Annotated in this window: 21 protein-coding genes and 2 pseudogenes; 17 read left to right on the top strand and 6 right to left on the bottom strand. The window is 68.0% G+C overall.

Annotated elements, in window-relative coordinates:
* The first annotated feature begins 49 nt into the window (after window positions 1-49).
* The 3 genes and pseudogenes from AC0KTA_RS36375 to AC0KTA_RS36365 all read left to right on the top strand — a co-directional run bounded on the left by AC0KTA_RS36375 (window position 50) and on the right by AC0KTA_RS36365 (window position 5,999).
* A complete protein-coding gene (locus AC0KTA_RS36375) occupies window positions 50-1,525 on the top strand; it encodes a glycoside hydrolase (protein ID WP_481052449.1) in 1,476 nt (491 codons plus the stop codon).
* 17 nt (window positions 1,526-1,542) lie between these two features.
* Window positions 1,543-2,948, top strand: a pseudogene (locus tag AC0KTA_RS36370) (BNR repeat-containing protein).
* A gap of 135 nt (window positions 2,949-3,083) precedes the next feature.
* Entirely contained in the window at window positions 3,084-5,999 is a 2,916-nt protein-coding gene (locus AC0KTA_RS36365) for a GH59 galactosidase (protein ID WP_481052448.1), read from the top strand.
* 102 nt (window positions 6,000-6,101) lie between these two features.
* Here the strand turns inward: AC0KTA_RS36365 and AC0KTA_RS36360 are convergent, their stop codons facing one another.
* Together AC0KTA_RS36360 and AC0KTA_RS36355 are read right to left on the bottom strand one after the other, a co-directional pair.
* Window positions 6,102-7,280: a LacI family DNA-binding transcriptional regulator gene (locus AC0KTA_RS36360; RefSeq protein WP_481052447.1), complete on the bottom strand. Its 1,179-nt coding sequence runs from the start codon at window positions 7,278-7,280 to the stop codon at window positions 6,102-6,104.
* A 285-nt stretch (window positions 7,281-7,565) separates the two neighbouring features.
* The gene (locus AC0KTA_RS36355) at window positions 7,566-8,153 is read right to left on the bottom strand and encodes an AMP-binding protein (RefSeq protein ID WP_481056688.1); all 588 of its coding nucleotides are present in this window, start codon (window positions 8,151-8,153) and stop codon (window positions 7,566-7,568) included.
* Window positions 8,154-8,403: 250 nt separating this feature from the next.
* On the opposite strand from AC0KTA_RS36355, the gene AC0KTA_RS36350 reads away from it, so the two are divergent.
* The 9 genes from AC0KTA_RS36350 (at window position 8,404) to AC0KTA_RS36310 (ending at window position 17,387) form a co-directional block, all read left to right on the top strand.
* Window positions 8,404-9,528: an RICIN domain-containing protein gene (locus AC0KTA_RS36350; RefSeq protein ID WP_481052446.1), complete on the top strand. Its 1,125-nt coding sequence runs from the start codon at window positions 8,404-8,406 to the stop codon at window positions 9,526-9,528.
* 1,254 nt (window positions 9,529-10,782) lie between these two features.
* The gene (locus tag AC0KTA_RS36345; RefSeq protein WP_481052445.1) at window positions 10,783-11,019 is read left to right on the top strand and encodes a DUF6480 family protein; all 237 of its coding nucleotides are present in this window, start codon (window positions 10,783-10,785) and stop codon (window positions 11,017-11,019) included.
* 210 nt (window positions 11,020-11,229) lie between these two features.
* Entirely contained in the window at window positions 11,230-12,054 is an 825-nt protein-coding gene (locus AC0KTA_RS36340; protein ID WP_481052444.1) for a SigB/SigF/SigG family RNA polymerase sigma factor, read from the top strand.
* Window positions 12,055-12,116: 62 nt separating this feature from the next.
* Window positions 12,117-12,443, top strand: coding sequence for a plasmid stabilization protein (locus AC0KTA_RS36335; RefSeq protein WP_481052443.1), 327 nt, complete (start codon window positions 12,117-12,119; stop codon window positions 12,441-12,443).
* A 248-nt stretch (window positions 12,444-12,691) separates the two neighbouring features.
* Complete coding sequence (locus AC0KTA_RS36330; RefSeq protein WP_481052442.1) at window positions 12,692-13,720, top strand: Ppx/GppA family phosphatase; 1,029 nt, start codon at window positions 12,692-12,694, stop codon at window positions 13,718-13,720.
* Window positions 13,721-13,849: 129 nt separating this feature from the next.
* The gene (locus AC0KTA_RS36325) at window positions 13,850-14,584 is read left to right on the top strand and encodes an ANTAR domain-containing protein (protein WP_481052441.1); all 735 of its coding nucleotides are present in this window, start codon (window positions 13,850-13,852) and stop codon (window positions 14,582-14,584) included.
* 150 nt (window positions 14,585-14,734) lie between these two features.
* Window positions 14,735-15,919 (top strand): hypothetical protein, encoded by a 1,185-nt coding sequence (locus tag AC0KTA_RS36320; protein WP_481052440.1) that lies wholly within the window; start codon window positions 14,735-14,737, stop codon window positions 15,917-15,919.
* A 411-nt stretch (window positions 15,920-16,330) separates the two neighbouring features.
* Complete coding sequence (locus tag AC0KTA_RS36315; protein WP_481052439.1) at window positions 16,331-17,017, top strand: hypothetical protein; 687 nt, start codon at window positions 16,331-16,333, stop codon at window positions 17,015-17,017.
* Window positions 16,980-17,387: a hypothetical protein gene (locus AC0KTA_RS36310; RefSeq protein WP_481052438.1), complete on the top strand. Its 408-nt coding sequence runs from the start codon at window positions 16,980-16,982 to the stop codon at window positions 17,385-17,387. The genes AC0KTA_RS36315 and AC0KTA_RS36310 overlap by 38 nt, the downstream gene beginning before the upstream one ends.
* 11 nt (window positions 17,388-17,398) lie before the next feature.
* On the opposite strand, the gene AC0KTA_RS36305 is transcribed toward AC0KTA_RS36310, so the two are convergent.
* Window positions 17,399-17,671: a LysE family translocator gene (locus AC0KTA_RS36305; RefSeq protein ID WP_481052437.1), complete on the bottom strand. Its 273-nt coding sequence runs from the start codon at window positions 17,669-17,671 to the stop codon at window positions 17,399-17,401.
* A 1,019-nt stretch (window positions 17,672-18,690) separates the two neighbouring features.
* On the opposite strand from AC0KTA_RS36305, the gene AC0KTA_RS36300 reads away from it, so the two are divergent.
* Complete coding sequence (locus tag AC0KTA_RS36300; RefSeq protein ID WP_481052436.1) at window positions 18,691-19,122, top strand: chaplin family protein; 432 nt, start codon at window positions 18,691-18,693, stop codon at window positions 19,120-19,122.
* A gap of 296 nt (window positions 19,123-19,418) precedes the next feature.
* Complete coding sequence (gene ku / locus AC0KTA_RS36295; RefSeq protein ID WP_481052435.1) at window positions 19,419-20,480, top strand: non-homologous end joining protein Ku; 1,062 nt, start codon at window positions 19,419-19,421, stop codon at window positions 20,478-20,480.
* 28 nt (window positions 20,481-20,508) lie between these two features.
* Here ku and AC0KTA_RS36290 read toward each other — a convergent pair whose 3' ends face one another.
* Window positions 20,509-21,489, bottom strand: coding sequence for a helix-turn-helix domain-containing protein (locus AC0KTA_RS36290; RefSeq protein WP_481052434.1), 981 nt, complete (start codon window positions 21,487-21,489; stop codon window positions 20,509-20,511).
* 70 nt (window positions 21,490-21,559) lie between these two features.
* Between AC0KTA_RS36290 and AC0KTA_RS36285 the strand changes: the two genes are divergently transcribed.
* Window positions 21,560-21,883 (top strand): cupin domain-containing protein, encoded by a 324-nt coding sequence (locus AC0KTA_RS36285; protein WP_481052433.1) that lies wholly within the window; start codon window positions 21,560-21,562, stop codon window positions 21,881-21,883.
* Between the two features lie 93 nt (window positions 21,884-21,976).
* On the opposite strand, the pseudogene AC0KTA_RS36280 reads toward AC0KTA_RS36285, so the two are convergent.
* Window positions 21,977-22,390, bottom strand: a pseudogene (locus AC0KTA_RS36280) (MBL fold metallo-hydrolase); the annotation flags it as partial.
* A gap of 662 nt (window positions 22,391-23,052) precedes the next feature.
* On the opposite strand from AC0KTA_RS36280, the gene AC0KTA_RS36275 reads away from it, so the two are divergent.
* Complete coding sequence (locus tag AC0KTA_RS36275; protein ID WP_481052432.1) at window positions 23,053-23,208, top strand: hypothetical protein; 156 nt, start codon at window positions 23,053-23,055, stop codon at window positions 23,206-23,208.
* 121 nt (window positions 23,209-23,329) lie between these two features.
* The gene (locus AC0KTA_RS36270) at window positions 23,330-24,373 is read left to right on the top strand and encodes an SDR family NAD(P)-dependent oxidoreductase (RefSeq protein WP_481052431.1); all 1,044 of its coding nucleotides are present in this window, start codon (window positions 23,330-23,332) and stop codon (window positions 24,371-24,373) included.
* Between the two features lie 46 nt (window positions 24,374-24,419).
* Here AC0KTA_RS36270 and AC0KTA_RS36265 read toward each other — a convergent pair whose 3' ends face one another.
* On the bottom strand, window positions 24,420-24,776 hold the full coding sequence (locus AC0KTA_RS36265; protein ID WP_481052430.1) for a peptide ligase PGM1-related protein: 357 nt from the start codon (window positions 24,774-24,776) through the stop codon (window positions 24,420-24,422).
* Between the last annotated feature and the right edge of the window lie 20 nt (window positions 24,777-24,796).

Here is a 24,796-nt window from a genome sequence, read left to right as displayed (position 1 = left end):
GTCACGGCGCACGGTGCTGCCCGCGTCACCTTTCAACGAGGAGAGCACCATGGATTTGCCGGCAAGGATCAACCGCCGGACCCTGCTCGCCGCGGCCGGCGGTGCGGTCGCGGCCGGAACCCTCGGCACCGGCGTGGCGCGAGCCGACGCGACCGTGGGCGTCGACCCCGCCTCCGATCAGGGCGCCTGGGAAGGCTGGGGCACCTCCCTCGCCTGGTGGGCCAACGTGTTCGGCAACCGGGACGACTTCGCCGACCTGTTCTTCACCACCAAGACGGTCAGCTACAACGGCGCCTCGCTGCCCGGCCTCGGCATGAACATCGCCCGCTACAACCTCGGCGCGTGCAGCTGGAACGACGTCGGCGGCGCGCGCATGGCCGTCTCGCCCAACATCCCGCGGTTCAAGCAGATCGAGGGCTTCTGGCAGGACTGGCGCAACGAGGACCCGGCGTCCTCGGCGTGGAACTGGAACGCCGACGCCAAGCAGCGCGCGATGCTGGTCAAGGCGACCCAGCGCGGCGCGATGAGCGAGCTGTTCGCCAATTCGCCGATGTGGTGGATGTGCTCGAACCACAACCCGTCCGGCGCGGCAGACGGTGGCAACAACCTCCAGTCGTGGAACCACCGCCAGCACGCGCTGCACCTGGCCGCCACCGCCCGCCGCGCCCGCGACCAGTGGGGCGTGACCTTCCGGACGGTGGACCCGTTCAACGAGCCGTCGTCGAACTGGTGGAAGGCCGACGGCAAGCAGGAGGGCTGCCACATCGACGCGACGACTCAGCGCAGCGTCATCGCCAACCTGCGCACCGAGCTGGACCGGCTTGGCTTGAGTGGCGTGGCGGTCTCGGCATCCGACGAGACAAGCTACGACCTCGCCCGCACCACCTGGAACAGCTTCGACTCGGCCACCAAGGGCCGGGTGCGCCAGGTCAACGTGCACGGGTACCAGGGCCTCAGCGGCCGTCGTGATCTGCTGGGCAACGACGTGCGCGCGTCGGGCAAGATCCTGTGGAACTCCGAGCACGGTGACAACAACGGCAGCGGCATGATGACGGCCCGTTGCCTGCTGGCGGACTTCCGTTGGCTGAAGCCGACGGCCTGGTGCTACTGGCAGGTGATGGACCCCACGGCCGGCTGGGGTGCGATCCGCTACGACGGCAACTCGGGGCAGGCCGGCGCCGTGGAGACGAAGTTGTACGTGCTGGCACAGTTCACCCGGCATATCCGGCCCGGTATGCGCATCATCAACACCGGCGTGGATTACGCGGTGGCGGCGCACGACCCGGCCGCGCACCGCCTGGTGATCGTTGCCGCGAACAACGGTGCCGCGCAGAACCTGACGTTCAACCTCGCGCCGTTCGCCACGGTGCCGAACGGCACGGCCACCCGCTGGTCGACGCTGACGTCGGGATCCGGCGACCGGTACACGCGGCGCCAAGACCTCACGGTGAGCGGCAAGCTCGTACGCGTGCCGTTCGCGGCGGGCGCCGTCCAGACGATCCAGGTGGACGGGGTGGTCCGGTGAGGGGCGTGGTGGCGGCGATGGTGCTCGCCGCCTCCGTACTCCAGCCCACCTCCGTACTCCAACCCACCTCCGTACTCCGGCCCCCCGCCGCGCACGCGGCGCCAGGTGTGACCCTGCTGGCGGACACCGTGCTTGACCAGTCCGCGCTGTACTTCGTGTCGTACGACGGATTGGTCAACAACAACGCGTTTCAGGACGCGCTGATCACCTACAACGGGTACCAATACGCGGCGTGGTACACGTCCAGCCGCAACGCCGTGGTCGCGCGGCGTGCGTTGAGCGGCGGCAGTTGGGAGAAGTCCGTGCTGCCGCACCGGCTGAGCGTCAACGATTCGCACAACGTGATCTCGATCGGAATCTCGCCGCAGGACGGCACCCTGCACGTCGCGATGGACACCCACAACACCCGGCTGTACTACTCGAAGTCGGTGGCAGGGCTCGCCACACAGCCGGGTTCACACCCGTGGTCGTCATCGGTTTTCGGTGCGGTGCAACGGACGCTGGGGGGCGTCGACCCGGGGAACATGACGTACCCGCAGTTCGTCGTGACGCCCGAGGGCGCGTTGCAGTTCAGCTACCGGACCGGCGGGTCGGGCAACGGCGTGAACGAGTTGGCCGAGTACACGGGCGGCACGTGGCGGAAGCTGGGCGGGTGGTCGTCCGCGACGGGGAACTACACCGGGCCGAACGGTGTCGTGTCCACGACGCGGAACATGTATCTGCACGGTCTCACCTACGACCGGCGTGGGCGGCTGCACGCGGCGTTCACCTGGCGTGAGGGCAACACCGGGGTGCTGTGCAACTCCGGCGGCCTGACCAACCACGACACCGGTTACGTCTACAGCGACGATCGGGGTCGGACCTGGCGCAACGGCGCGGGCACGGTCGTCGGGACCACCGGCGGCGCGCGGGTCTCGGTCAACTCGCCGGGCCTGATCGCAGACCCCCTGGACCCGAACCACGGCCTGATGAACCAGGAGGCCAGAACGCGGACTCCACCGGCACCCCCCACGTCGTGATCAGCTACGTGCCGGGGCGGTTCACGCAGTGCGTCTCGAACTACGCGCAGCAACGCACCCAGAACGGCCGCACCTTCCACGTCGTGCGCAACTCGAACGGCGCATGGACCAAACGCGAGGTCCCGGTCGCGCCAGGGAGCACGCAACGCACGAAACTTGTCTTCGACCGCAACGACAACGCCTACCTGGTGATGCCGCGTGGCCGGATCGTCTCGGCGAGCAAGGCCGGCGGCTGGACCGACTGGACCCTGGTCTTCGACCGACCGTCGATGAACGCGTTCGGCGAGGTCAATATCGACACATCCAGAGTGGCGGTGGACGGCGTCCTGTCGTTCCAATACCAACAACGCTCCACCGGCACCACACCATCGGCGATCCGGGTGGTCGACGTTCGCCTCGGCTGATCGCTGGGCCCCGTCCCACCGAGGGCGCGCATCCCTTGGGCCGCCACGCGCAGGCCACCACGAAGGCTGAGGAGTCGAAGCTGGATGAGTATGCACAAGAGACTGAGATGGGCATCGCTCGCTGCGGCAGCCGCCGTGACACTGGGGTCAGGGCTGATCGCCGCGCCTCCCACCCACGCCGCGGCCGAACCGGTGGACGTCGTGATCAACGGAAACGACGTGCGCAGCGACAACCGGAACGGCCTGCCGTACAAGGGCCTCGGCGTGCTCAGCTGCAACAGCACGAGCAACCTCTTGATGGACTACAAGGCGCAGCACCCGGGCCGGTACTGGCAGTTGGTCAGGGTTCTGTTCGGCGGGAAGCGCCCTCTGATCAACCATGTCAAGGTCGAGATGGGATCGGACACGAACACGTCGACCGGCGCCGATCCGGCGACCATGCGCACTCCGGACGAGTTCGCCGACGCGTCGCGCTCTCCCGGATTCCAGCTGGCCGCCGACGCCAAGACGGTCAACCCGGAGCTGAAGGTCTCGATTCTCCGCTGGGAAATGCCCGCATGGGTCCAGAAGGAATGGGACAAGGGCTCGGGCGACGACGAGATGTACAAGTGGTACAAGGAGACGATCCTCGACGCGTACGAGAAGTACGGGTACATGGTCGACTACGTCGATCCGGACAAGAACGAGACGCGGAATCCGGACGAGTCCTTCATCAAGCGGTACAAGAACGCGATGGTGACCGACAAGGACTTCGCGAATCCGAGGTACGGCATCCCGGCGGACCAGCGGGAGAAGGCGGGGAGGGCTTACCGCGACATCAAGATCATCGCCTCCGACGAGAACGACACGCATCACATCGGGCCGTCCGTGCTCAGCGACAAGGAACTCTTCGGCATCGTCGACGCGGTGGGCTATCACTACAACACCGAGGACCGGCGTGAAGGGGACGTCGACAGCGACACGCATCTGCCGTACACCAAGCTGGCCACCGGCGAGAACAAGCACCACGCGGACAAAGAGGTCTGGTACAGCGAAGGGGTCGCCTCGTTCGGCTACACCGACTACCGCGTCAACAACACCGAAGGCCCGAACGGATCGAGCACCGGCATCGGCGGCGTCCAGAGCGCCCTCGACCTCGCGAACCGCTCTATCAAGTCGTACGCGAACTCGAAGCGGACGCACTACATCTTCCAGCCGGCGATCGGCTCCTTCTACGAAGGTGCGCAGTACAGCCACAAGGAACTCGTCAGCGCCCGCGACCCCTGGTCGGGCCACCTCCACTACGACGCGTCCCTCTACGTGATGCAGCACCTCACCCAGTTCGCGAAGACCGGCTGGGAGAACGACTCGAACACGGCGGGTATCTGGCGCACCGTGCCGGAGGCCAGTTACAGCGGGGTGAGCGGCACCGTCGACCTCGACGGCTCGAACGGGGCCCCGAGTTACATGACGCTCGCCGATCCCCGCAAGAAGGACTTCTCGACGGTCGTCGTCAACGACAGTGACCAACCCAAGACGTACCGGCTCAGAGCCGAGAACATGCGGCTCGGTGACCCGGCCATGGAGATCTGGGAAACTCGGGCGGCGGACAAGGGCCAGGCCTACGACGCGAACTTCAAGCACCTCGTCGACGAGATCCGCCCCGACGGTGACGGCTACTACACGTACACGGTCAAGCCGCGATCGATCGCGACCCTCACGACGCTCGACCGGAGCAACGACCCGGAGACGAAGCAGCGGCTGCCCCGGTCCGGGGACCGTACCGTGCTCGACACCGATACGAGCGGCAAGCAGCACAACACCCGTGACAAGCTCCTGTACGCCGACGACTTCGGCTACGAGGAGGAGGGCAAGGTCCGGGTGGGGACGGCCAACGGCACGCGCCAGGTGTCCCAGGACTACCTCAAGGCGCGCGGCAACCAGCCTCGCTACCTGGTCGACCAGACGGGCGCCTGGGAGGTCGGCAAGGACGCGCGCGGCAACAGCGTGCTGTACCAGCACATGGACCAGTCCATGAAGGACACCCATGCCTGGAACAAGAACACGCCCAACACCACGGTCGGCGACTTCCGTTGGGAGAACTACAAGGCCGCCGTCGACGTCTCCTTCCCGGACCGGGACGGCGGACTCGCCGCCCTGGGCGTCCGGCACCAGAAGGGCATGGCGATCAGTGACGCCGCCTACAACGTGCGCGTCGGCCCGGACGGCGCATGGACGTTCTACGAGTACGGCAAGGCGATCAAGACGGGAACGGTCGCAGCGTCGGACAGCTATCGCCTCGCCATCGAGGCGAGGGGCGCGACGATCACGGCCTTCGTCGACGGGAAGCCCGTCCACACGTACGAGGACCCGACTCCGCAGACAGCAGGCCGCGTCAAGCTCGGCAGCGACTTCCACAAGACCGCTTTTGACGACCTGAAGGTGGAGAAGATCGACGGGTACACGCCGTACGCGGACACCCAGTTGGACAACATGGACGGCTCGGTGACCTACGAGGGCACATGGAGCAAGAAGACCTCCTTCGGCGACGCGATGGACTGGTACCGGTCGACGTCGACGAGCACGGCGGCCGGCACGTCCGTCACCGTCCCGTTCAAGGGCACCGGTATCGATGTCATCGGCGGCAACGACGGCAGCGCAGTCCTCGACGTCTACATCGACGGCACGTTGGCCGCGAAGGACGTGAAGACCGCCGCCACCGACAAGCGCCTGGCGACGTACGCGCTGCGCGGCCTGCCGGACGGCAAGCACGAGGCGAGGTTCGTGCTGAAGTCCGGAAAGCTCGTCGTCGACGCCCTCAACGCCATCTCCGGCGACGTGGACGGCGCTGTCGACACGGGACCGGTCCGTCGTGCTCTGGCGGAGGTCGGCACGCCGGAGCAGGACGACTACACGGCCGACTCCTGGCGGGTGTTCGCGCAGGCCTCCGCCGCGGCGAAGACCGCCGTGGCCGGGCAGCAGGGCCTCGATGTGCTCGGCGCCGAGCAGATCGCAAGCAGGCTCAAGGCGGCGTACGACCAGCTGGTGCGCAAGGAGGCCACCGCGCGGTAAGCGGCCCCTGGCGTGCCCGCCGGATCAGGATCGGCGCCCAGCCGCGCGTATGAAACACGACGGCCCCGACGGCATCGCTGTCGGGGCCGTCGGCCGGCCCGTTCATCCGCGGTGTCCAGGGAGCGGGCGGCGCGGCGCGGACCGGTTCGCGTTGCCGGACAGAGGGTGCTGCGGGGAGGTCTGCGATGAGGCGCGGATCATCAACTCCGGGAGGACTACGACCCGTTGGACGGGCCGACGGCTGCCTTCGAGGAGGCGTGCCACCATCATCTCGACGGCCGTACGGCCCACCAGCGCCTTGGGCGGCCGCACCGCCGTGATGGCCGGATCGGCGAGGTGGGCGACCTCGTCGTCGTAGCTGACGAGCGCCATGTCGTCGGGAACACGGATCCCTTGCTCGGTCAGGTACTGGACCACCGAGATGGCATCGGGATCGCTGTGGATGATGAGCGCGGTGATACGGGAGCGGCGGCAGCCGTCGAGGATGTCACCGATGATCCCGCGGTGCCCGGGCACGTTGAGCGCAACGCTCTCACGTATCAGGAAGTCGGCGGACAGGCCGAGTTCACCGCAGGCGCGGTGCCAGCCGACGGCGAGGTGAGCCGAAGTGGGACTGCCTTTCGACAGGACGAGCCCGACGTTGCGGTGACCGAGCGAGTGCAGGTGCCTGACCGCCATCTCCAGGCCGAGCGCGTGGTCGCTGCGCACCCATTCGAGCTGGTGCGGCGTCGGCGTCCACTGGGGTGTCTGCCGCTCCACGAAGACGACGGGGATGGGCAGTTTGCCGATCCAGTCGATCATTTCGTGCATCTCGCGCATGTCGGCGCCGTCCAGGTTCGGTGCGAGCAGCAGACCCTGCACCTGCCCCGATTCGGTCAGCCGGACGATCTGTCTGCGGTCCTCCGCCCGGTCGTAACTGGAGCCCCGCAGCTGCACGTTCACCCCGTGTGCGGCCGCGGCGTTGCGGACGCCGCTGACGATCTGCGGCCAGTAGAAGTCCAGCGACGGGACCACCATCCCGAGCGTGAAGGCGGGCGTCGCGAACCGCCGCCGGCGCACCGGCTCCTGCTCCAGCGCCGACGGCAGCGTGGCCCCGCCGTGCACCCGGGTCAGCAGACCGCGCTCGGCCAGGGCGGCGATGTCGCGCCGGATCGTCAGTTCGCTGACCGACAGGTCCCGGGCGAGATCGCGTACGCGAACAGCCCCGTGCAGCCGCAGCTGGTCCATCAGCCGCTCTCGGCGCTGCAGGGCGAACAGTTGCTCAGTTCCTGTGGGCCCCATGGAGCGTCCCCTCCCGTCCGGTATGGAGCTCGGCGCGATGTTCGAGTTCGAGTTCGAGTTCGATCAGATCGTGTCGTATGCGTTCGAGCTCTGGTGGGTTCCGTATGGGCGACCACTATCTCTGACTCAGCGTCTTCTGTAATGGAGCGCGGCATTGGCCTGACGGTCGCCGCCGCGGTCACTGCTCGCCGGGGACGCCGACGACGGCCGCCTCGTAGACGTCGGGGGGCTGGTGCAGGACGGACTCGACCTCGACGGCGTAGATGTTGAACCCACCGGAGACGATCATGTCCTTCTTGCGGTCGAGTCGTCGGTCGGCAGGAACAGCACCCCAGAGGCAGTCTCGCCGCACCCGTATCCCCGGGACAGCACCGGGCCGAAGAACTCCCAGGCCTCGCGGATGCGCCTGGGCGACATGGGCGCGGCGCCGTAGATCAGCTGGCGCAGGCTGGAGGTGTCGTAGGTGCGGGCGCCGGGCAGCGCGAGCACGCTGTTGACCATCGTCGGGACGACGAACGCGTGGGTGGCACGCTCGCGTCGGACGGTGGCGAGGAACTCCTCGGGGTCCCAGCGCGGCAGGATCACCGCGCAGCCGCCGGCGAAGAAGATACCGAGCAGCGGCATCCCGGAGGCGTGGGTGACGGGACCGGTGAGGATCTTCTTGTCGCCGGGACCGACCCGGGTGTCGGCGCTCATCACCACCTTGCGCAGCAGGACCAGACGGTTGCCGTACGTCTGGATCGCGGCCTTGAGACTGCCGGTGGATCCGGAGTGAAGTGCAGAACGGTGGCGTCGCCCTCGGCACACTCGATGTCGACAGGTTCCGGAGCATTTCCAGACAGGGGTCTGTGCGACGCCCGGGCTGTCCTGCATCGCGGTGCGGAAATGCGACAGACGAGTCCGGAACCCGTCATTCCCGGTCATCGGCCTTGACGCGCCGTTTCGGTGCGGTTGAGCTGTGCCCGCACACGGCATTCGCGCACCGGGCTCCTCCCGCCTGGTGGGTGGGCGCCCGGCAGATGGCAGAGGAGAGACCCACGTGAGTCGATTAAGATCCGCGCCTGGTCGCTGGGGCAGATGTGCCCTCGCCCTGGCGTTCGTGGCGACGTCGACAGTCGCAGCGGTGACCGCCGCAGTCGGGCCCGCCACCGCGGCGGAGACCCCCGAGCCGGGCACTCCGTGCACCGCCGATGATCTCGGCAAGCGACACCCGATCATCAAGAGCGCGGTGGTCGAGCCGGTCATCACGCACTTCAAGTCCTACTACGTGACCTCTGGAACGACGGGCAGCCAATCGGTCACCCTGAGCACCCAGACCGTGATCACGGTCCAGGTCAGCACCTCGACAACGATCAACACCGGGTTCAACATCGCCACCCTCTTTCAGGCCGGGGCGAGCGTGAACCGCACGGTGGCCACGTCCACCGGCAGCACCAGCAGCGAAGCCCAGGTCATCACCTGGAACTTCAACCAGCCGGGCTACTACGGCGTGTACAAGGGAACGCGCAAGGTCACCGGCACCTACGCGAGCGTCAACTGCGACCGGGTGGATCTGGGCGGCGGGCAGTTCGCCACCCGCTGGGTCGAGCGGCCGGGCAGCAGTTACACGACCTTCTCCGAGAACGAGGAGGGTGTGATCCGGTGCGAGGACAGCGTGCCCGCCAACAGCCTCATGAAGAAGGCGCAGGAGAAGCTCGGCTGTGAGGGCGCAACCGACCGGCCCTCCTCCGTGAAGACGCCGACGCCGGCCAAGGCGACCGCGGCAGACCGAGGTCCGGCAGCGGTGAACGGCGTGCCGCCGGGGTTCACGTGTGAGGCGGGCTCCTACCGCATCGGGACTCCGGACGGCAGGCTCTTCTGGTGGAACCAGGACGGCGCCGGTGACTTCGGGCTCCGCGGGTGGTCCAGTTCCCCGCGACAGCAGTGGAACGTGTGCCGGGGCCCGGAGAGCAATGGAAAGAGCGAGTACGTCTTCATCTCCCGCGCGAGCGGCAAATGCCTGACCCTCGAAGCCGGCCAGGCGACCGGGGAGGGCGGCAAGCTCCAGGAGGGCACCTGCCGGACCACGGACGATCTGCAGCGCTTCTACGTCTACCGGGATGTTCCCGGGTCGGACAAGGTCGGCCTGCAGGTCAAGCAGACCGGTTCCATGATCGGTCAGGAACGCATCGCAGACGGCGAGCGCATGCGGCAGTACAGCACGGGCAAGGCCGACGGCACTGGCACCTACATCCTGCAAAAGGTGTAAGCGAGTGAGCCACTGACGTTGAGCGACCTGAGCAACTGAAGAGGCGGGCCGCCCCGTCGTTGCCTCGGTCGTGCCCGGGGCTGCAGGGCCGCGCCGCCCGCCGGTGCTCATGTCTGCCGCGTGTCTTTGGGACGCGCAGATGCGTGAAGCGTAGGCAGGACCCGGGCAAGCAGGTTACGCCGACGCCGGACGGCGGGAGCGACCTGGGCTTCAGGCTGTGGCCCTGCCACTCCCGAGTCGCGGACAGCACCGCCCTCGCCCGCGGGGCGGCGAACAGGTTCGGGGGCGGGAGGTGAGTGATGGACGGGCTGGATCTGCGCGCGCAGGTAGCCGTCCAATGCGCGCGCGGGATCAATGGCCATGGTGGTTCTCCTGCAGTGATGTATGCCGTCAACAACGCCGTTCCCGCAGATAGCGGGGCCGGGACGGTCAGCAACGCAGGACGCGATAGTGAGCCCGAGCAGCGGCAAGGGCCGCACGCTCTTGCCAAAGAATCTTCGGCTGATGCGTAGTACAGGGGTGGTTGTGGCGTACGGGGGTGGGATACGCCTGGCGTGCCTGTGCTCCACGAGGCGCACTGTCCCGGGCAGATCGGGAGAGGCGCCGCTGTGTGGGGACGAACGCGGCACTCTCACCAATGCACAGCTCGGCCGTCGCCGCGCCTCCACTTTCCACAGGCCCTGAGCGAAGCGCTGCGACATGGTGCTCCCCGCTGAGCGTGAGCAGCAGGGAAGCCAGCACGGCAGCCGCGGACCGAAGGAGGATCCGCAAAGCGGTACAACACCAGCCACTCACTCACTAAACGTACCCACACAACTACCCGGGGCGTGCTCCATCGAAGGGCCGGATCGACCAAACAGGTGGGCACTCGAGCATCTGCCGGAAATCCGAAAGCGGCGGATCCAAGGTCTGGTGGCCCGTAAGCCGTGCAGCCCGTCGGAGCCCATGGCGACGTCATTGCGGGCGGCGGCCGGAGCGCGGGCGCACTGCCCACCAGGTGGTGGCTGGTGACGGCCAGTCCTCGTACTGGCCGTGGTGAAGACTGCGGCGCACGAAGGACACCAGCACACCGTCCGTGGGCCTTGAGTTCTCCGTGAACGCGGTGCCCCCAGGCCGGATCGGCGCCGGTCTGGCACCCACCGGGCCAACTTGATCAGGCCGCCGACGACAGCAGGCAACAGTCCAGGTCGGCGTGGGTCAACGCAGATCATCGCGAGAGCGTGTCGATCACGGCTCGGCGGGCACTCGGGGTGCATGAGTGGAACGAGCAGCAGAAATCCGGACCCGGACCCCCGCCGTACGCCGGGGCTTGAACCGGGAGGCGGTGTGCCGCCGGGCGAGACGCCTCCTGCAGAGGGGAGTACTCCGGGTGCGGGGCCGGAGGAGACGCACAACCCGACGACCGGCTGGGCCAAAGCGCCGTTGGTCATCATCCTGGCGGTCGTCGTCCTGGTCGCCGTGGGGCTGCTGGCGTTCGCACTGTCGTTGTGACCATGCCGGCCGTCGCCGGCCCACTGCCCCATTGACCCGGCGGGCGGTCTCAGGAGGCGGGGACGCTCGTTTGCGCGGAGAGTGGAAAGGCAGGCGATCATCGTGCTTCGGGCAGGAGGCGCGTTCGCGGAGCGGCATCGCCGACTCGCGCGAGCCCTCTGTCGGGGCTGCACGATGGCCGCGCCGCGGTGTTCCGTACACCGCGTAGACATGGCCGAGGAGCGAATTCCCATGCCCCGGGATCCGTCCGCCAGCAGCCGCGACCCGCGCGCGCACGACGACAGCCCGCACACCGCTGCGTCCTTCCGTCACCTGGCCGGGCTGCCGCAGGGCCCGGAGCGGAACCTGTTGTGCGAGGAACTCGTCGCTGCCTGGCTGCCGATGGCACACCGCATCGCACAGAAGTTCCGTAACCGGGGCGAGAGCCTGGAAGACCTGCGCCAGGTCGCCGCGATAGGTCTGGTCAAGGCCGTCAACCGCTACGACCCCCAGCGCGGCGCCTTCGAAAGCTACGCCGTACCCACCATCACCGGCGAGCTGCGCCGCCACTTCCGCGATCACACCTGGGACGTCCGCGTGCCGCGCCGCGTCCAGGAACTGCGCAATCGAGTCCGCCTGGCGCGCCGCGAGCTCGCCCAGGCGCCGGGCAGCCCGGAGCCGACCGTCGCGCAGCTGGTGGAACTCACCGGCCTGACCGCGAGGGAAGTCCACGACGCCATGGAAGCCATGGACGCCTATCAGTCACTGTCCCTTGATGCCGAGATGGCGACCTCGGTCGAGGGCAGCGTGAGCTTCGACGACCTGCTGGGCGCGGCCGATCCCGGGTTCGACCTGGTGCTCGATCGCGTGTCGGCGAAGGCGGGGCTGAGCCATCTGCCGGAGCGGGAGCGGACCATTTTGTACCTGCGCTTCTTCCGGGACATGACGCAAAGCGGTATCGGCGAGCAGCTCGGCCTGTCGCAGATGCACGTCTCTCGCCTCATCACCAAGTCCTGCCGCCAGGTCCGTGCCGAGGCGATAGGGGTGGCCGGGTAGCCAAGGACACGGCAGCTCGCGCAGCCACACACAAGAATCAGAACCGAAGAAAAGGTTGTCCCATGCCTGCTGGATCCAGCAAGAAGCGTGAACGCCAGTACGAGCACATCAAGGAAAGCGCACAGGACCGCGGAGCATCCACCAAGCGCGCGAAGGAAATCGCCTCCCGAACGGTCAACAAGGAACGCGCGCGGGCGGGCGAGTCCCAGTCCGCCAGCAAAACCTCGACGCGTGACAAGAAGTCCGCATCCCAGCGCGGCGGCGAACGCTCGCACAGTGGCGCGCAGGGTCCCACCCGCGACCAGCTGTACGAGGAGGCCAAGAAGAAGAACATCGACGGCCGCTCGTCGATGAACAAGAAGGAACTCAAGCAGGCCCTGGGCCGCTGAGGGGTGAACCGCTCCGAGCGGGCGTCGATGCCGCCACGCAGTGGGCAGGCCCAGACCATCGCCCCCCAATCCCTGGCTGCGTCGGGCTCCGTCCGGGAGAGCTCCCTCCTCGCGCGGCGGAGCCCGACAGCCGAGCCCGAGCAAGCCCTTCCCCCGTGCTGGCTGACGTCCTTCGATCTGCTCACGTCGCGGCCTTCACGTTCTGCTCCTGGCGCATCACGTGCCCCGCGAGGGGTACCCCGGAGCCCATGAGAGTAAGCGTGCTGGATACGGGCTCCAACACCGTCCGACTGGCTGTGTGCGACGTGGAGGACGGGGTGGTGCTGCCGGTGCACACCGCGAAGTGGAAGCTACGTCTCTCCGAACAGGTCGGCAGCGATGGCCGCCTCGGGGAAGCGGCCACAGAGCGCCTGGTGAAGGCGTTGAGCGCGGCGAGGGAGGTGGCGCGGCAGTGGGACGCGCCGGAGCCGCTGGCCTTCGCGACCGCCGTCATGCGCGACGCGCCCGACCGATCGGAGGTCCTGCGGGCGGTACACAGCCGGACCGGCCTGCGCCTGCGCGTCCTGTCGGGTGAGACGGAGGCCCGGCTGGCTTTCCTGGCTGCCCGGCGCTGGATGGGCTGGCGCTCGGGCCCGCTGGCACTCTTCGACATCGGCGGCGGCTCCCTCGAAGTGGCCTTCGGCCGCGGCAGGACGCCGCAGTACGCGGTCTCCCTGCCGCTGGGCGCCAACCGGCTGACCAACGAGTTCTTCGGCTCGACGGACCGTCCACCGCCGTCGGCAGTGGCTGCCCTGCGCCGCAAGGCGCGCCACCAGTTGCGTGACGTCTCGACCCGCATCCGCTGGGAGAACCCGCACACCGCCGTCGGGACCTCACGGACGTTCCAGCAACTGGGCCGGCTGTGCGGTGCCGCTCCGGGACGAGATGGCCCGTTCGTCGAGCGGGTGTTGCGCCGATGCGACCTGCGCCGAGCGATCGACCGTCTGGCCGTGCTCTCCGCCGCCGAGCGGGCCGAGCTGCCGGGCATCTCCGCCCCTCGGGCCCGGCAGAGCCTGGCCGGAGCGATCGTCGGGCACTCCGCGATGAAACTGAGCGGCGTGAAGACACTGATGATCTGCCCGTGGGCCCTCCGCGAGGGCGTCCTCCTGCACCACCTGGAGGAGGGGACCGACTGCTGGGCCGACTTGGAGCCGTACGACGACTTGACACAGGAACCGGACGCAACGGCGGGCGGCTCACGGCTACTTCGCGTGGCCGAACCCTCACCGGTGCCCTGAGGGGCCCGTCGGCAGAACCGCTGCTCAGGCCCCATTTTCGTGTGATTGCCAGCGAGGCACGCGTGCCAGAGCCGAGACCGGGCACCGGTGAAGGCAGGCCCCTGTTCACGCCGCGCTATGAGGTTCCCAATGCTCTCCCGCCTCGAGCAGCCGCCCCCTTTCCCTGCCTCTCAAACCGCCGGTGAGAAGATCGCGAGCCTGAACAAGGAGAACGCGCAGCTGCGCCAGGCGGTTCAGTCGCATGCGGTGATCGACCAAGCCATCGGGGTGCTCATCGCCGTGCACCAACTGCCGCCTGCCGCCGGATGGGACGTGCTCAAAGAGATTTCTCAGCACCGCAACATCAAGCTCCGTGCGGTGGCCGGGAAATCATCGACTGGGTCCTGGGCTGGCCGATGTCACAGGAGGTCCGCCAGGAGCTGGCGGCTGCGGTACCGCGGTGGAAGCGGGGAGTCCAGGCAGAGCAGGAAGGAAACCGCAGCCCAGACGAACGCGCGGCGCGACGTCTACATAGCTGTTCGTAGCAGTCTGCGGCATCGGGGTGCCTGGGCCGCATCGCGCCGCGAGCGTGGGCCGGCGGGCGGCATAGATCCCGACCACGAAGGCACGTGGCAGCGTGGTGTAGGGCTCGTCGAGAACCATCTCCACGTCGCGCTCTGTGCCGACGAGTTCTTCCTCGCCTGCTCAGGAATTCCACACCTCTGGCCCGCCTTCATACCACTCGATCAGACCCGACTCGGCGACATCCACTTCGTCCCAACCACTCAGCCCGGCGTTCTGCAGGAACACCGTGAGGTCCCGGAGGCTGTACGCGGTGCCGAGTATCTGATCGCCGACACGTACCTTGCGGCCACCGGTCTCTGACGGCGGGTAGACGATCACACGGGGCTCGGTCATGGCACCAGCCTCACCTCTGGCCGACGGCCTCGCATCCCAGCAGCCCCCTCGGTCATACGCTTGCCCGTACCTCGGCATGGTGGGCGCATGGCATGTTGCGTATGGATACTAGGTGTCATGCCATGGGGGAAGCCGGACCCGGTGCAAAACAGAGCTGTAGCGCGGCAGATGCGCCGCTACTACCGGAGCCTGGGCTGGCAGCTCGATGGCAGAAATCCGCGCTTTGATCCGCACAAGGCTGCGCTGCACTACGCGGCGACACTTCTGGACGACGACAGGCTGACCACTCGGCTGCGCGCTGGCCTCAACCGGACTAGCTTCCTCGCTCCGGTCAGCAATATGAGCGAACTGGCCGAGAACAGGTATCACGTCGCCCTCGCGGCAGGGGACAACATGTTCGACTCTGTAACGAAACGGGCAGTGCTTGTCGCGGACACGCTCCTTCTCTCGCACGGTGGGACGGGTGATTTTCACTCCTTGTTCAAAGGTGACGAGACGTACGCGGGGCCGGACTACCACAGTTCTCCGACGCGCCGGCGTCACCAGTTAAGGATCAGGGGGCGGAGGTTGGAGTGGCAGCGTGACGACTTCGAGGTCGGGGTGCGGGTGCCGGATCCTGCGGCGCTCGGGAGGTGGCTGGCGCAGGCCGAGCCGCTGTTGAGCTGTGGTCTGGCGTGGTACTTGCCGACGTGGGAGATGAGGGTGCGGCGGCAGCGCGTGAGCCGGGAAGACCGTGTGATCCAGGAGAGACCTGCGTGCTTGGATGCGCTCCGGTTCCTGGCCAGGGATCGGCGGGCCGTCGAAGCATCCGGACATGAGCCAGAGATGGGCAGGCTCGTGCGGCCGGTACTGCGTTGCGAGCTTCCATTCATCGACGGCGTCGGACTCAGGGACTTCAGCAAGATCACCATCGGCGAGTTCGATGCCTACCGCGGCTTTCGCAACTTCCTGCGCACAAGCTTCGAGCAGATGGATGCGGACATAAACGCTGACCAGGCGGACGCGGCGCTGCGGCAGACCGGCAGGGACATCGAAGACGGGATTCTTGAGGTGACGGCGCAGATGCGGCAGATCCGCCGGAAGCGTTGGGTGGGCGCTACCGAGGCCGCCATGGGCACGGTGCCCGTGGTCCTGGTCGCGGTCTACGGACCCGCGCTGTCCTCGGTCGTGGGTGCGCTTGGCCTCGGCGGCTTGGGCTTGTGGCAGGGCGTGAAAGCGTTCGCGGAGAACACGCCGCGGGACCTGAGGGAGAACCGCTGGTACTACGTGTGGGCGCTGGATCGGAAGGCACAGCGGCTGTAGGCAACGAGCATGCCGAAGGGGCGGTGGCCCTGGTCCCGTTGAGCTTCTTTTGGAACCCGTCTTTCAACCTTGACATCCACGGCTCTCACCCGTCGTCCCACAAGTGACTGCGCTCCTGCATCGGCAGGTTGAAAGACGGGGCCTCACGGGATGTCGCACAGGGTGCTGATTCAGGCGGCACGCACGGGCTCCCCGCACCGGGGCATCGCTGAGGAGGGGTAGGCCGGTTCCCGATCCGGCCGACGAACGCACACGGGAAGGTGCACCACCTACCGGGGCCTGGACCTCGACGAGGGACTTCTCCAACTCGCCGCCCGTACTCAGCACGACGAGGACGACGCCCAGTTATGGCACGGCGACATCCGTACCGATCTGCCTGACAGCCCTTTCGACATCTGCCTTTCCTGCAGAGTGCCCTACTCCCACCTGACCGCCGACGAACTGCAGTCGGCACTCACCCAGCTCTTCTCTGCCGTCCGCCGCAACCGGACCCGGTCCGTCGTCGTCATCGACGTGCTGGGGCGCTATTCCCTGGAGTGGGCCCCGCGGTGGAAGGAGTCGCGCTGGCCGTACCGGATGAGTTTCTTCCACAGCGAGCAGCCGGCCGAGGACGTCCCCATGACGTTCTGGGACGGCCACAGCCTTCGGAACTGCGTGCACACGGCAGCGCGAGCGGCAGGCAGTCGCATTGAGCGCCAGCGGCTCTTCGACCGGTCCATCATGGTCGGCCGCCACACCGCCACCAGACAGTTCAATCCCGCTCTGCATCCGTACCGCACCCTGATCAACCTCCTGGAGAACGGCGACGCCGTGCCCTTCGAGCAGTTACGGGCACCTGCGGCTCCCGAACACGCACCGGAAGCAGTCCGGGCCTTCTTCGGGCAGCTGACCGTGCAGTGGAATGCCATGCTGGACGCGGCGGAAACCACAAGCCGACAGCATGCACTTCCGCTCGTACACTACGCGGGAGTCCAGATCAAATTACTACGGGCCTCCCGCCCCCTCACAGGCTCCGCCCGTCGCGAAGTGGCACCTCGACGGCATGAACTACGTCTTCACCATGACACTCACCGATCACGAGGAACACGAAGGCGGTGACTACATCTACGACCGAGGCCATCCCCGGCAGTTCGACGCCCACCGCGAGGAGATCACCGCCAAGGGATCGGCCCACCCCGACGTGCACACCGCCCCGTTCCAGCACGTCGGAGACACCATGTTCACCCGGGGAAGCCGTGTGTATCACGCGGTCACCCCCGTCACCCGTGACCACCGCATCACCCTGGCCGTATCCCTGTTCTGCTCCGTCCTCGGCAACCAGGACGAGAACCGCTTCTGGCACAGCGCGCCTGACGACGGGCTGCTGCGCACCATCAGCAACTGGCGCTCCCTGCACCAAGCCGTCCGGCGACCTGCCACCTACTGCCGCCGGGAAGGCATCCCGATCCTCCCGCTCGGCAACCACTGACGGCACTCGTCTCAGTGCTGCTCGGTTGCCAACCAGCCGGCCAGGCCCAGCATCGCCACCCCCGTCAGCGCATCCAATAACCGCCGAGCCCGCCGGGTGATCCCCATGCTCTTCAGACGGCTCCCCAACGCCGCATAACCGAAAGCACAACAGAACTCGACACCGATATAGGCGACGCCGAGGGCCAGCAAGAGAATAGCTGCGCTGTCGGCGTCGCGCGCCAGGAACTGCGGCAAAAAAACGGTGAACAAAATGAGGGCCTTCGGGTTCGACGCGGCCAGCATGAATTCCTGCCGCGCCAGACGCCATGCAGACGGGCCGTCGTGCCGCCGTCCGTCGCCGTCCCTGCTGCATCGAGTAGTGGGACCCATCGCTCGAACGCTGCGCTTCGAGGACGGCCGCGGGCCGCGGGCCGCGGCGGTGGCCAACAAGTGGTTGCTACTACGGCCGTCGGACGGGTGTCCTGCGCCGTCGTCGTGGGGGAGGTACCTGCTGAGCGCATACGCGGTGGACCGGTCGAGCCGGGATCCGAAGCAGTATCTGGGGGCGGCGACCTGCAACCAGCACATGAGTGTGCTGGGGAAGTTCTACCGGTGGGTGGGCCGTGGGCGAGCAGTACGCGACGGCGGTGCCGTTCACTTACCGGCAGGCCATGGCCGTCTACTCGGAGACGACCCGCCCGATCCTGGTGAATCACGCCAGGCGGCGGTGCGCACGCTCACGTGAAGATCAAATACCTGGAGGATGACTTCGCTGCCGCTTCGTGAACGGGCTGGCAGGCTGTGTCCGGACGGCACTGAGGAGGCGGGGCCAGGCCGTTCCGCGGGCGCCATCTGGCCCGCAACGGGCGGCCGGGGACCTTGTGTTCTCCTCGGGTGACGCGGCTGCAGGAGTTCACCTACCTGCTGACATGCGACGGCTCCCCCTGCGAGATGAATGACCGAGGCTGGCGAGTCAATGGCAGCTGGGTGTCCTGGCCGGACGCTGGGGCCCGGCCAGCGTCGCCGACTGGTGGCACCCGACGGCCGGCACACGTTCGCGATGTCGACGATGGAGTGGCTGGTGGCCGGCTTCTACGAGATGGCCGCCCGCCTTTCGGCCGCGGGCGGAGGCGCAGATGCGGCACTCGCGCACTATCTGACTGGCTATGCCGACCAATTAGGGAGGCGTTTGTCGATGCCTTCGGGAGGCCCCCCGGGACGTCTGGAGTGATCGATGTCGGTGAAATTTGACGTCGCGCAGAAGCTGTTTGGAAACTCCACCAGACCGGTGACCGCAGTGATCAATGATCGTTCCCCCGGGCATGACCATGCGTAAGACAGTCACCACGTTCGCCCTCACCGCCACAGCGGCAGGCGCGACGCTGGCCACGGCCTCGCCGGTGTCGGCAGGAGGGGTGGGGGACTTTCTGTCTCCAGCCTTCGGCACCAGCTGTACCAACCATCACGGCACCCGCGCAGATGGGGCAACGACCCACGGCACCGGAGCTGTCGACGGCAACCTCGCCGGACTGCCGGTCGGCAGTCCCTTCAACCAGTGCGGTGGAGCCGACCTGCCCGACCCGACAAGCACCCTCCCGGATTGTGCAGCTAGTCCGGATCAGGGTGGAATGGAGTTTGAACACATCGCGCTCGCGGAGTGGGCTCCCAAGTTCGAACTGCTGAAGCAGCCCTTTACCCTGACAATTGAGTGCACGCGTTCCCTGACTATCGGGGACGCGCTGTCTCAGACTTGAACGCTCGCGGAGAGCGAGAGCAGCACTCAATTAACCTGCGCGGGACACGCCTTCTGCCAAAACAACGCCGGGCGGCCCGGGCTCAAGACCCTTCGCACAGGGAGCGCCTTAACACGGTCGGAGAGTCGTCGGCCGTCCGCATTCACGAGGTCTGGCTGCCGGCCCGCACGACGGTTGCGGCTACTCCGCTCGTACGTTCCCGGCGCGCGCTGCGCGTGCAGGGGCGCCAGCGTGGTCAGCAGGACCCTCTGCACTGGGTGCGCTGACGGTGACAGCAGAAAGGGAAGTGGACGGTCATGGCACGCGCGATCTGGACCGGCGTGATCACCTTCGGGCTGGTCAGCGTGCCGGTCGGCCTGTACACCGCCATCAAGGACCACACGGTGCACTTCCACCAGTTGGAGCGTGGCACCGCCGACCGGGTCCGTAACCGGCGGCTCAACGAACGCACCGGCAAGGAAGTGTCGACCGAGGACATCGTCAAGGGCTACGAGGTGACCAAGGGCGAGTACGTCGTCGTCGAGCCCGACGAACTGGACGACATCGCGCCGGGCCGCTCGAAGGCCATCGACATCAGCGACTTCGTCGACCTGGGCGACATCGAGCCGGTCTACTTCGACCGTACGTACTACATCGCTCCCAGCGGCAAGGAGTACACAAAGGTGTACGAGCTGCTGCGCGCGGCCCTGGCGAAGGCGAACAAGGCTGGCATCGCCACCTTTGTGATGCGCGGGAAGCAGTACCTGACCGCTCTGCGTGCCGAGGACGAGATCCTGGTGCTACAGACGCTGCACTGGGCGGACGAGGTCCGCGACCCTGGCCAGGAGCTCCCGGAACTGCCCTCCGCCCGCGTCGGCAAGGGCAAGCAGCGGGACATGGCGCTCAAACTGATCGACACCCTGAGCACGTCGTGGGACCCGACCCGGTATCAGGACACCTACCAGGACAAGGTGCGGGAGCTGGTGCAGGCGAAGGCCGAGGGCCAGGAGATCGAGGCGGCCGATGAAGCGCCCCATGCCACCAACGTCGTCGACCTGATGGAGGTCCTGCGGGGCAGCCTGGAGACGGCCCGCGGTAGCAAGGACAAGGAGCCGACCGCGACGCGGCAGAAGAGGGCCACCGCCCGCAAGGGGCCCAAGGCGCAGGGGAATGCGAAGGCCAGCGCGAAGAAGTCCCCGTCGAAGACGGCGTCACCACGCGGCCGGAACGGCGGCAGGAGCGAGCTGCAGCAGATGAGCAAGGCGGAGCTGTACCAACGGGCCGCCGAGCAGGACATCAAGGGCCGCTCCAAGATGAGCCGGAAAGAACTCATCGACCACCTCACCCACGGCCGGCGCCGCAGGAAAAGCGCCGCCTGACCCCGGTGATCGCAAGTGGAGGGCCCCATCAGTCGCCCGGCCGCGGGTCTGTGCCATGTTCGTGGCGGCCGAAGGAGCGCCGGTAGGCGGCGGGCGTGGTGTGCACCAGGGCGTGGAAGCGTCTGCGGAGGTTGGCGGCTGAGGACAGGCCGACTCGTGCCGCGACCGTCTCCACGGGGAGTGTCGTCTCCTCCAGCAGGGCCCGGGCCGCCGCGACGCGCTGCTGGAGCAGCCATCGGCCGGGGCTGACGCCGAGCTGGTCGGCGAATCTGCGGGCGAGGGTCCGTGGCGAGACCCCGGCGTGTGCGGCGAGGTCGTCGACGGTGAGGGGTTGGTGCAGGCGTTCGGTGGCCCAGTCCAGGACGGGGGCCAGAGATTGTGGTGGGTGGTCGGCGGGGGCCGTGGTGCTGTACTGCAGTTGCCCGCCCTCGCGGTGCGGGGGCATCACCATGTGCCGGGCGATGTGTGCGGCGTAGGCGGCGCCGTGGTCGGCGCGGGCCAGGTGCAGGCACAGGTCGATGCCGGCGGCGGTGCCCGCGCTGGTGGCGATGTCGCCCAGGTCGATGTACAGGGTGTCGGGTTCGAGCCGCACCTCGGGGAAGCGGGTGGCGAGTTCGCCGGCGAGCCGCCAGTGCGTGGTCGCCCTGCGCCCGGCCAGTAGCCCGGCCTCGGCCAGCAGAAAGGCACCCGTGCAGATCGCGACAACGCGGGCGCCGCGACGGTGGGCTTGCCGGACCGCGTCGATCACTGCGGGCGGGGCGGCCTCCTCACGGCGTTGCCAGCCGGGGATGACCACCGTGTCGGCCGCGCCGAGTGCCGTGAGGTCCTGGCTGACCAGCATGTCGTATCCCGCCAGGGTCGGCACGGCTCCCTGGCGCTCGGCGCACACCACGAACTCGTAACGACTCGGCAGACCGGGGCGGCGCACGCCGAAGACCTCGGCCGCGCACGCCAGCTCGAACGTGGACTGTGGCGGCAGGACCAGCGCGACCACTCGATGAACGCCCATGGCAGCAAAGTACCTGTGGGTGTCAATCCAGACACTGGGCGAGACTGCACGGCCGCGCGAAGATCGGGGCATGACGCGAGACTCAAATGACGTCCAGATCCTGCACGTTGACCAGGCCGAGCCCGTCGAGGTCGTCCCCGGGATCATCCGGCGGCGGCTGCCCGCCACCCAGTGGGCCCGCGGCTGGATGTACGACTTCGCACCGGGCACCGAATGGCCCGAGGTGGACGTACACGAGGGCGAAGAGCGCTATTACGTGATCTCGGGCGAGTTCATCGACCGGGGACAGCGGCTCGGGCCGGGCAGCTATGTCGTGTTCGCGCCGGGCAGTACGCATCGCCCGCGCACCGAGACCGGCGCACGCATGCTGGGCATCAGCATCCTCACCCCGTAGCCGGTTCGTCAGAACGTACCGGCGCGAGGAGCGTCTGCATGCCCTCGCGGCCTGCCCCGCGCCGAACGGTTCCGACGGCTCGGGCGCCCGCGATCACGTCGAGATGAACGGCTCCGTCAGATGCAGTGTCGCCAGGTGCAGCGTGGTGGCGGTGTCGCGGACGAGCATGCGCTCCCTCGAGTGCCTGGCCGCCTCAGGGTCGATCTCGTGCGCGTAGGCGAGCTCGGGGTGGAGGAGTTGGAGCGCGTGCACCAGGAGGTCGCCGGTGACGAGCGCCAGCTCGCGCCCGGCGTCGACCAGCACGCTCTGGTGACCGGGCGTGTGACCGAGCGTGGCGACCGCGCGCCGGGTGCGCAGCGGCGTGTCCCCGTCGAGGAGCCGGAGCCGGCCGGCCGCCTCGAGCGGGTCGGTGAGGGACTCGCGAAGCTGCGGGTTGAGCTCGTCGAGGGCGTCGAACTCGGCCCGCTGGAGCAGGTATTCGGCGTTCGGGAAATAGGGGCGGCGGCCGCTGGTCGCGCCGCCGGGCGGGCACGACCTGGCTGGCGAACACGCGTCCGTCGGCCGTTCGGCACATGACCTGCAGCGGAATGAACCGCACCTCATGCTTCAACACACGTCCCCGCTGCGGACGGTGGGGCACGTTGCGGCACTCATACAGGTGGGGCACTTTGCGGCACTCATACATAGGTGTGGAATCCGCTCCCTCCCCGACCCCGCTGACAGCAAGACCGACGTTCAGGAGGCCGAGCAGGTAAACCGCAGTGGTGACGACGGCGGAGAAGACCGCCATGCCACAACGGGGACTTCGACTCGTAACGACCGCGAGCCGCGTCCCACGGCGCGGGAGGGCTGCCTCGTGCCGCAGGACCGAAGCACACGCTGCTGCGTGCGCCCGCCGTCGGGAGGCAGCGTGACCACGAACCCGTTCACCCGCTTCGCGCCCTTCCCCGAGCCGCCCTCGTTGATCGCCGACTACATCGCGAAGAAGAGCGCGGAAGAGGCAGCCCTGGACGACCTGTCTCCGCACGTGAGGGTGCTCGACGGTCCGGTAGTCGGGTCGGCGGAAGTGATCGATTCCAGGTGCCGTGGCGGGCCCTCGATCCAGGGGTTTGCGCGGGGGTACGCGCGGTACGAGACTGGAACGGAGACCTTCCGGGATCGGAGGCGTCATGATCATTCTCGGCGTGGTCCTGCTGATCATCGGCTTCGTGGCAGGCATCAACATTCTGTGGACCATCGGAATCATCCTTGTCGCGGTCGGCGCCGTGTTGTGGGTCCTCGGCGGCATGGGACACGCGTTCCGCGGCCGACGGCACTACTGGTAGCGCACAGCCCCCGTGGTGGGGCGGCACTGCTCGCAGCGCGCGGCGGCGCGGCGAAGTGATTCACGTGGCGGGTCCGAGGTACTCAAGCCGCCACGGAAGAGGACACACAGAGAGGTTCGCCATGCGCGCGCGTCTTGTCCCTGGCACCCTCCGCGCATCGCCCGCCCGCTCCAGCCGCCACCTGCTCTCCGATCGCCCCTCGGCCCTGACGGGGCACTCCGCCGTCGTCACGGGGGGATCCCGCGGTCTCGGCCTGTTGATCGCCGACCGACTGGCGGCACGGGGAAGCGCGGTCACCCTGGCCGCCCGTGACGAGGCCGAACTCGACGACGCGCGGGCAAAGCTCCTGCAGCGCAATCCGCAGGTGGCCGTGCACACGGCCGTCTGCGACGTCCGCGACAAGGCGGCCGTCGACGCCATGATGAGCAGGGTGCACGAGACCACGGGCGGACCCGACATCGTCGTCGCCAACGCCGGGATCATCCAGGTCGCGCCGCTCGAATCGATCGACGACCGGGACTTCGCAGCGGCCATGGACACGATGTTCTTCGGCGCCGTGCACACCGCGCTGGCGGCGCTGCCCCACCTCCGCGAGAGCCCGCACGGCGGACGCCTCGCGCTGATCTCGTCGGTGGGCGGCCTGCTCGGGGTTCCCCATCTGCTGCCGTACGCCTGCGCCAAGGCGGCTACGGGAGTGCTCGCCGAGGGACTGCACGCGGAGACGGCCCCGGACGGGGTGAGCGTGACGGCCGTCTACCCCGGCCTGATGCGTACGGGATCCCACCTGCACGCGCAGTTCGGCGGTGAGCGCACCAAGGAGTACGGCTGGTTCTCGGCCCTGGCCGGCGCCCCGCTGCTCTCGATGAACGCCCAACGCGCGGCCGAGCGCATCGTGAACGCGCTGGTCCGCCGGCGAACCCGGCTCGTACTGACGCCCGCGGCCCGGGCGGCGGATCTGGCCCACGGTGTGGCTCCCGCCTTGGCGACCCGTGTCGACGGCCTCATTGCCCGGATGCTGCCGAAGGGGCCGCGCGAACGTGAGCCTCTTCGAGAAGGCAAGGACATAGCGCCACCGGAGGGGCCCGTCGCTGGGCGAGCACAGGATCTGGGCAATGCCATGAACGAGGAGGCGGCAGACGCGTACAACCAACGGCCCGACCGGTGAACGGAGTTCAGTGCCTGTCGAGCACTCGGCGCGCGAGGCTCTCCAGTTACGCCGCGCGGTCGGTCGTGGCCGCGACGACCAGGTAGCGCACGGGGACGCCGGGGGAAACGTCCGCGTAGAGCACGACGCCTTCCCCCGTGGCCGCGCGGTAGTCGAGCCCCGCTTCGGTGAGCAGGGCGTGTGCTTGCGTGAAGGACGCGTCGGCGCCGTCCGGCAGCTGGCCGGTGTGCCAGGCCACGTCGCCGCGCTCCGCCGCCTCGCTCAGTCGGCTTGCTGGCTCGGTCAGTCGGCGTACCAGCGCGTACGGGGTGGTGGTGGCGGTGCGCGTTATGTTGGCCTCGGCCGCCACCGGCGCGGTCAGCGGACTGCGGTAACCGGTGAACCCGCCGTCGTGGACGGTCATTGTGCCGTCGAACTCCCAGT

This window comes from Streptomyces sp. Y309 (genome assembly GCF_056712025.1).
Note: the sequence above shows the minus strand (reverse complement) of the source record. Positions and strands in the feature narration are given on the sequence as shown.